The sequence below is a fragment of the Candidatus Sulfotelmatobacter sp. genome, assembly GCA_035504415.1.
In the GTDB taxonomy this organism is placed as follows: domain Bacteria; phylum Vulcanimicrobiota; class Vulcanimicrobiia; order Vulcanimicrobiales; family Vulcanimicrobiaceae; genus Vulcanimicrobium.
The window spans coordinates 77,526-85,354 of the sequence record DATJRY010000020.1; the positions used below are offsets into that span (position 1 = coordinate 77,526).

General features: G+C 71.7%; 5 protein-coding genes. 3 read left to right on the forward strand and 2 right to left on the reverse strand.

All coding sequences use genetic code 11. The features are described from left to right. Window positions 1–143 precede the first annotated feature (143 nt). The gene (locus VMD91_17855) at window positions 144–1,115 is read left to right on the forward strand and encodes an Ig-like domain-containing protein (GenBank protein ID HTW85940.1); all 972 of its coding nucleotides are present in this window, start codon (window positions 144–146) and stop codon (window positions 1,113–1,115) included. Window positions 1,116–1,143: 28 nt separating this feature from the next. Further along, a complete protein-coding gene (locus VMD91_17860; GenBank protein HTW85941.1) occupies window positions 1,144–3,075 on the forward strand; it encodes a hypothetical protein in 1,932 nt (643 codons plus the stop codon). 34 nt (window positions 3,076–3,109) lie between these two features. Here the strand turns inward: VMD91_17860 and glgP are convergent, their stop codons facing one another. Both glgP and VMD91_17870 read right to left on the reverse strand, forming a co-directional pair. Next, window positions 3,110–4,834, reverse strand: coding sequence for an alpha-glucan family phosphorylase (gene glgP, locus VMD91_17865; protein ID HTW85942.1), 1,725 nt, complete (start codon window positions 4,832–4,834; stop codon window positions 3,110–3,112). Window positions 4,835–4,843: 9 nt separating this feature from the next. Continuing rightward, window positions 4,844–5,761 (reverse strand): Fic family protein, encoded by a 918-nt coding sequence (locus tag VMD91_17870; protein ID HTW85943.1) that lies wholly within the window; start codon window positions 5,759–5,761, stop codon window positions 4,844–4,846. 61 nt (window positions 5,762–5,822) lie between these two features. Between VMD91_17870 and VMD91_17875 the strand changes: the two genes are divergently transcribed. Further along, a partial coding sequence (locus VMD91_17875; GenBank protein HTW85944.1) for a homocysteine S-methyltransferase family protein occupies window positions 5,823–7,829 on the forward strand: 2,007 nt, incomplete at its 3' end.

The following is a 7,829-nucleotide window of genomic DNA, read 5'->3' on the forward strand; positions in this document are numbered from 1 at the left end:
GCGGGAACTCCCTGCCCGGTAGGGTTTTCCCCCATGGTCGCGAGCGCGCGCCGTCTTTACGCTGGGCCGGACCCGGCTCCGCAAAGGCAGGCTCGAAGGTGCTCACGCAAACGCCCCTCATCTCCGCGCGCGCCGCACGAACGGTGGCGCTGCTCCTCGCCGCGGTCGTCGCCGGCTGCGGCACGACGACCTCGCCGCAGGCGACACCGGCCGGTGCACCGACGGCGACGCCGATGCCTACCGGTGCGCCGACCGCGCCGCCGTTGCCCGCGCAGAGCGCGTTCAGCGCCACCAGCGCGGTCGCGCTGCCGGCGGACGGCGGTTCCGTCGCGTTGCCCTCGGCCGGCGGCTACGGCGGCACGCTCGCGCTTCCCACGCCGTCCTCGGCGCCGGCGAACGCGACGTTGGCCGAGACGATCGCGAGCGGCGCGAGTGCGCCCGCCGCCGGCGTGCCGGCGCTGAGCATCGCTCGCGCAGCGGCGGCCGCACGCCGGACGCAGGCGTCCACGCCGATCTCGGTGCTGCTGTACGTTGAGCTGGCGTTTTCGGCCAGCGTGACGCTGCCGGACGCGCCCGGCTTCGCGTTCTCGGTGCCGTCCGGCTTGCCGAGCGCGAACTATTATCTCGCGCTGTACGATCCGACGCGGCCGAGTCTCGGCTGGCAGCTCGGCTTCGAAGGCCCGGCGGCGCTCGGTACCAACGCCTTCACCTTCGCGCCGCCCGCGAGCGCGTCGCCGTTCAGCTTCGCCGCGAACGTGCCCGAGTATTTCGCCGTCTACGCGGTGAGCCCGGCGCTGGCGGCGCCCACGCCGGCGCCGTCGATCGCGCCGGTTCCGGCCGCGACGCCGGCGCCGTTCACCGTCGCGCCGGCGTCGGTCGCGCTGTTGGCGGCCGGACAAACGGCGAGCGCGACGATCGGCGACCCGACCGGCTATGCCGGCGCGTACGCCGTCACCTCGTCGAACCCGGCGGTCGCCACCGCGTCGATCAGCGGTACGACGATCACCGTCACGGCGGTCGCGGCCGGTACGGCCACGATCGGCGTCGCCGATGCGCAAGCGCGCACGGCGAGCATCGCCGTCGGCGTCACCACCACCACGCTGCCGGTCCAATAGCGGCGCGAACGCGAGCTTGGAGGAAATCGTGCGACACCACTCCGTCATCGGACTCCTGCTGATCGCCGGCGCCGCCACCATCGTCGGATGCGGCGGCGGCACCAGCCAACCCGCCGTGCCGCGCACCGTGACGCCGGGCGGCGGCAGCGCCGCGCCGGCCACGCTGGCCAAGGCGACGTTCACGCTGACGCTGCCCGCCGCGAGCGGGACCGCGGCGAAGACGCGAACGCCGAAGTACATCTCGCCCAACGCGCAGTCGATCGGGATCGCGATCGCGACCGGCAGCGGGACGGCGACGCCGACGCTCGCCAACCTCACGCCGAGCTCCCCGAACTGCACGACGCCGGCCGGCGGGAGCCTGACGTGCGCGATCGTCGTCGCGGCACCACTGGGCGGCGACACCTTCGTGGTCACGCTGTACGCCGGGCCCAACGGCTCGGGCAGCGTGCTCTCGACGGCGTCGATCGCCGGAACGGTCAGCAACAACGCCGCCAACACGATCCCGATCACGCTCGACGGCGTCGTCGCCGCGATCGCGGTCAGCGTCACCAACGGCAACGACCTCGTCCCCGGCGGCTACCCGACCGCGTTGCCGGTCGTCGTGACGGCGCAGGACGCCAGCGGCGCGACGATCGTCGGCCCGGCCGCGTACGCCAACCCGATCACGCTCAGCAACGCCGACACCTCGGGCGTGACCGCCCTCTCGACGACCAGCGTCACCTCGCCGCAGACGACCGTGACGCTGACGTACGCGCCGACCGACGCCAACGGCGGCGTGTTGAACGTCGCCGGCCTGCCGGTCGGCGCGACGCAGATCGGGGCCGGCGCCACCGGCGTTTCGACCGCGGCCGTGACGCCGGGCACGTTCCAGTACGTCGCCGACCGCTTCTGGGGCTTTGGGCACACGCGCACGCTCAGCGGCGCCGGAACGGTGGTGACGACCAGCTACACCGCTGCGGGCAGCCCGATGCCCAGCCCGTCGACGTGGGCCTACAGCATGACCGACGAGGCGACCGTCCACGCGAGCGCGAGCTTCGACGGCGTGAGCACCATCGACACCAACCACGTCGTCAGCTACACGCAGACCGCGCCCACGGCCCTGGCCAGCCCCGAGGTGTACACCTACGACGACTACCGCGCCTACACGCTCGATGCGACCGGCTCGACGCTGTATCGCTACGGCGAAGCCGTCGTCGACGCGAACCCGTGGGGCTTTGCCTCGCCGCCGACCGGCGATCTGGCCGGCACGACGACCTTACTGTACACGTATCCCAACCCCGGCGCGTGGATCGACGACGTGCTGCCGCACGCGACGCGGAGCTGGTCGAACACCGGCAACCCGCTGACGGAGGCGTACAGCGGCGCGGAGACCGCGACGTTCGCGTACCACGCGGACGGCTCGGCGTCGTTCGTCGAGACGGCGCCCGGGACGATCGCGCTGAATCAAACCGCGGCCGGCGCGGCCACCAACGTCGACGGGAACGTGACGACGACCATCGGCCTGCCGATCCCCGCGCCCAGCGGATCGGGCGACGTCATTCCGGTCGTCCAGCAGACCACCGCGCCTACACCGGGGCCGACGAGCTCCTCGGACGCGGCCGACTGGTACCCCGGCGGCGGCGCGCCGGTGCAACCGCTGTTCGCGTGGAACGACACCGAAAGCTGGGTGGCGATTCCCCCGGCGTGCAACGTCCCCTCGACCGTCGCGACGCAAGCTTGGGCCATCGCCTACGACGAGACGCAGGTGCGCCCGATGAACTTCGAGCTGCGCACGCGCACGCAGACCGATTACTTCGTGCCGGCCGGCGTCGGTTGGGTCTGCTCGACCTATACCGAAACCGACAACGACTACCGCTTCAAGACCGGGATCATCTCCAGCTCGACGACGATCGCCTGGACCTACGGCGTCACGAGCACGACCGACCTCGGCCTGAAACGCCGCGCGGCGGCTCGGCCATAGGCCGAACGCGAAGGCTTCGGCGAAGCCGAAGCCACTAGACGGCGCGGAGCTGTTCGGGGCGCACGCCGGGGGCGGCGTGCGCCGTCGGCGCGTAGGCCTCGATCGCGTACTCGGCCAGCATGCGCTGGGCGTTGAAGTGCGAGCCGTTGAGCACGATCGTGCTGCGCATGACGGCCAGGTAGTCGGCTCGGCGGTGCGCGTAGAGGGGCAGGATCTGCTGCTCGAGGCGCTTGTAGAGCTGGTCGAGCGCGCGCAGGTCGTCGTCGCCCGTCGCGGCGTCGATCGTCCAGCCGGTGACGCCGTCGACCGCACCTTCGATCCACCAGCCGTCGGCGACGCTCAGGCTCGGCACGCCGTTGAGCGCGGCCTTCATCCCGCTCGTCCCCGACGCTTCGAGCGGCGGGCGCGGCGTGTTGAGCCACAGATCGACGCCGGAGGTGAGCGCCGCGCCCCACGTCATGTCGTAGCCTTCGACGAAGACGACGTCGAGCAGGCCGTCGGAGGCCTTGGCCGCGGCGACGATGCGCGCGATCTGGTTCTTGCCTTCCTCGTCGTTGGGGTGCGCCTTGCCCGCGAACACCAGCTGCAGGCCGCCGAAGCGCTGCGCCAACGCGTACAAGCGCGTGTGATCGCGCAGGATCAGGTCGTTGCGCTTGTAGCCGGTCGAGCGGCGCGCGCAGCCGATGGTGAACTTGCCCGAGTCGAGCTGCTTGTTCTCGGCCAACGCGATCGCGACGATCAGCTCGTGCTTGGCGGTCAGGTGCGCCGCGGCGATCTCGTCGAGCGGAATGCCCGCGGCCTGGCGCAGGGCGAAGTTGTCGCGCCGCCAGCCCGCGACGCGCCGGTCGAACAGGTCGGCGAAGGCCGCGTTGGTCCAGGTCCCGGCGTGCACGCCGTTGGTGATCGCCTCGATGCGAAAGCCGGGGAACATCGCGCGCGCGACCTCGCCGTGCCGCATCGCGACCGCGTTCGCGAAGCGCGCCCCGCGCAGCGCCAGGAAGGTCATGTTCAGCAGGTCGTCGCGCACGAGGTCGGCCGCGCGCAGGAGCGCGACCCGTTCGCCGCCGAGCACCTCAGCCGCCAGATCGAGCCCGAAGCGGTCGTGCCCGGCCGCGACCGGCGTGTGGGTGGTGAAGACGCAGTGCTCGCGCACGCGCGCCAGCTGATCCTCGGGGTTCGCGTCGCCCGCGGTGCCGCGCAGCTTTTCGAGCAGCGCGAGCACGAGCAGCGCCGCGTGCCCCTCGTTCATGTGGTAGGTCGTCACGCGCGTCTCGCCGAGCGCGTTGAGCATCGCGACGGTGCCCATGCCCAGCAGCGTCTCTTGCTCGAGCCGATAGCGCGCGTCGCCGCCGTACAGCCGTTGGGTGAGCGCGCGTGCCGCTTCGTCGTTCTCGGGGCGATCGGTGTCGAGGAAGTAGACGGGGACGCGGTGGCCGTCGACGCCGACGACGTCGTAACGCCAGACGCCGACGACGACCGGACGCCCGCAGATCGTCAGCGTGATCGTCGTCGAGAGATGCTCGAGCGCGTCCTCGGGGTTCCAGCGCTGCGGGCTCTCGTGCTGACGGCCGCGCTCGTCGAGCCGCTGCTGGAAGTACCCCTCGCGGTAGAGCAGCGTGACGCCCGCCATCGGGTAGCCCGCGTCGGCCGCGGCGCGGATGACGTCGCCGGCCAGCACGCCCAGGCCGCCGCTGTACGTGGCGACGTCGGCCGCAACGGCAATCTCCATCGACACATAAGCGACGATCGCGTCTCTCATCACCTTACTCTATCGGTAGCGTCGGGCGGTCGGCACACGCCGTGAGGCCCGTGCTTGAGCCACCCAATCGGCCGTGGAGAGCAAACGTCCCTCCTTGCGCACCACGCGCAGCCGCCCGCGCTGCGCGGCTTTGTAGGTAGCCTGCAGCTCCTCGGGCGCGACCAGCTCGGCCAGCGGCGCCAGTCCGGCCGGCGCCTCGATCGCATCGCGCATCCGCTCGAGTCCGCCGATGACCGAGCGCGCGACGATCCGGGCCAGCGGGGTCGCATCGCCGCCTAGCGCCTCGTGGACGGCGGCGCGGTAGCCGCGCCGGGCGCGCGCGTCCAGGACCAGCGGCGGCAGCCGGCGCCGCGCCAGCAGCACGTTCGCGACCAGCCGGGCGACGCGGCCGTTGCCGGTCGCGAACGGCTGCAAGCGGACCAAGCGAGCAAGCGCACGGGCGACCGCCAGCGGCGCCGGGGCGTCGGCGTCGAGGGCGAGCCGCCCGACGTAGGTCTCGGTCTCGAAGGTCACCAGCCAGTGCGGCGGCGGGACGGTGCCGTCGGGCAACGGCGGGACGGTCCGCGTCCGCCAGACGCCCGGGTCTTCGGCCAGCCCGCGGGTGGCCAGGCGATGGAGGGTACGCAGGTCCTCGGTCGTGATCGGGGCCAACCGGGCGGCGCGGCGGACGGCCCAGGCGGCGGCCTCGGCGTAGCCGCGGACGGTGAGGTAGGCCTCGAGCGGGTGCCCGCCCAGCGCCCGGCCGCGGTCGAGCAGCACGCGCACCTCCGTCTGGTCGAGCCGGGCACCGGCCAACCGGGCGGAGCCGACGAGCTCCTCCAGGCGCAGCGCGGCGTAGACGTCGCGCAACGCGGCCGCGGGTGGCGCGGCCCGCACCAGTGCCGCGAGCATGTCGATGCGGGAAGTCAGCTGTCCAACGCTTTCCATTTACGGGTTGGTGGACATTCGCGGGACGGAGTGCCGATGCCGCTCGGCCGAAACTGCCCGTATGGCGGATTACCTGGCGGCGCTGCGGGACCGCGTCCTGCTCATCGACGGAGCGATGGGGACGCAATTGATGGCGCGCCAGCTCAGCGACGCGGACTTCGGGGGAGCCCAGTACCACGGCTGCAACGAGGCGCTGGTCCTGACCCGGCCCGACGTGATCGAGCAGATCCACGCGGACTACCTGGCGGCCGGAGCCGACGTGCTGGAGACGGACTCGTTCACCGCCTCGCGGCTCAAGCTCGACGAGTACGGCCTGGGAGCGAAGACCTGGGAGGTCAACGTCGCCGCCGCGCAGATCGCGCGCCGCGCCGCCGACCGCTTCGCGACCGCGCACTGGCCGCGCTTCGTGGCCGGTTCGCTCGGGCCGACCGGGATGCTCATCTCCTCGTCCGACCCCGCGCTCTCGAAGATCACCTTCGACCAGCTGGCGGAACTGTACGAGGAGCAGGCCGACGCGCTGATCGCCGGCGGCGTCGACCTACTGCTGCTCGAGACGAGCCAAGATCTGCTGGAGATGAAGGCCGCGATCGCCGGGATCACGCGTGCGTTCGCGCGCGGCGTGCGCCGCGTCCCGATCCAGGCCCAGGCGACGCTCGACGTCACCGGCCGCATGCTGCTGGGCACCGACATTCGCGCGGTCTGCGCGACGCTCGACGCGCTGCCGATCGACGTCATCGGTCTCAACTGTTCGACCGGACCGGCGCACATGCGCGATCCGATCCGCTATCTCGTCGAGAACTCCCGCTGCTTCGTCGCCGTCGTGCCGAACGCCGGACTGCCGCGCATGGGTCCGAAGGGCGAGACGATCTACCCCGAGACGCCGCAGGAGATGGGGCGCGAGCTCCTCGCGTTCGTGCGCGAGCTCGGCGTCAACGCGATCGGCGGCTGCTGCGGGACGACGCCGGCGCACATCGCCGTGTTCCGCGCCGGACTCGACGCGCTCGCTGCCGAGGGCTACGTGCCGCACCAGCCGGAACCCAAGCCGCTACAGCTCGCCGCGTCGGCGATGACGGCCGTCGCGCTGCAGCAAGAAGGCACGGTGCTGCTGATCGGCGAGCGCGTCAACTCGCAGGGCTCGCGCAAGATCAAGCGGCTGTTGCTCGCCGACGATTACGACGAGATCACGCTGGTCGCGCGCGAGCAGGTCGAGGGCGGCGCACACTTGCTCGACATCTGTACCGCGCTGACCGAGCGCACCGACGAGGACGTCCAGATGGCGACCATCGTGAAGCGCTTGGCGCAGTCGGTCGAGGCGCCGCTCGTCATCGACTCGACCGAGCCCAAGGTGCTCGAGGCGGCGCTGAAGATCTACGCCGGCCGTCCCGTCGTCAACTCGGTCCACCTCGAGAACGGCCGCACGAAGATCGACGGCGTGCTGCCGCTGGTCGTCGAAGCCGGCGCGGCGGTCGTCGCGCTGACGATCGACGAGAACGGGATGGCGAAGACCGCCGCCCGCAAGCTCGAGGTCGCGCAGCGCATCCACGACATCGTCGTCGGCGAGTACGGCGTTCCGGCCGGCGCGCTGATCTTCGACGATCTGACGTTCACGCTCGCGACCGGCGACGCCGAATACATCGACTCGGCGGTCGAGACGATCGAAGGGATCCGCGCGATCAAAGCCGCGCTGCCCGGCGTGCTGACGTCACTGGGCGTCTCGAACGTCAGCTTCGGGCTCAAACCGGTTGCGCGCCACGCGCTCAACTCGGTCTTCCTGCACCACTGCGTCCAGGCCGGGCTCGACATGGCGATCGTCAATCCGAAGGACGTCACGCCGTACGCCGAGCTCGACGCTACCGAGCGCGCGCTGTGCGACGACCTGGTCTTCAACCGGCGGCCCGACGCGCTGCAGCGCGTCATCGAGCACTTCGAGGCGAAGACCGTCGACCGCGACGGCGCGGCGCCGGCCGACGAGGATCTCGACGCGCCGGTCGAGGTGCGCATTCATCAAGCGATCCTGCGCCGGCGCAAGGACGGGATCGAGGCCAAGATCGACGAGGCGCTGCAGCAG

Coding starts and splice junctions, on each gene's coding strand:
- VMD91_17870 (HTW85943.1), bottom strand. CDS start 5,761: ATGGAAAGCGTTGGACAGCTGACTTCCCGCATCGACATGCTCGCGGCA.
- glgP (HTW85942.1), bottom strand. CDS start 4,834: ATGAGAGACGCGATCGTCGCTTATGTGTCGATGGAGATTGCCGTTGCG.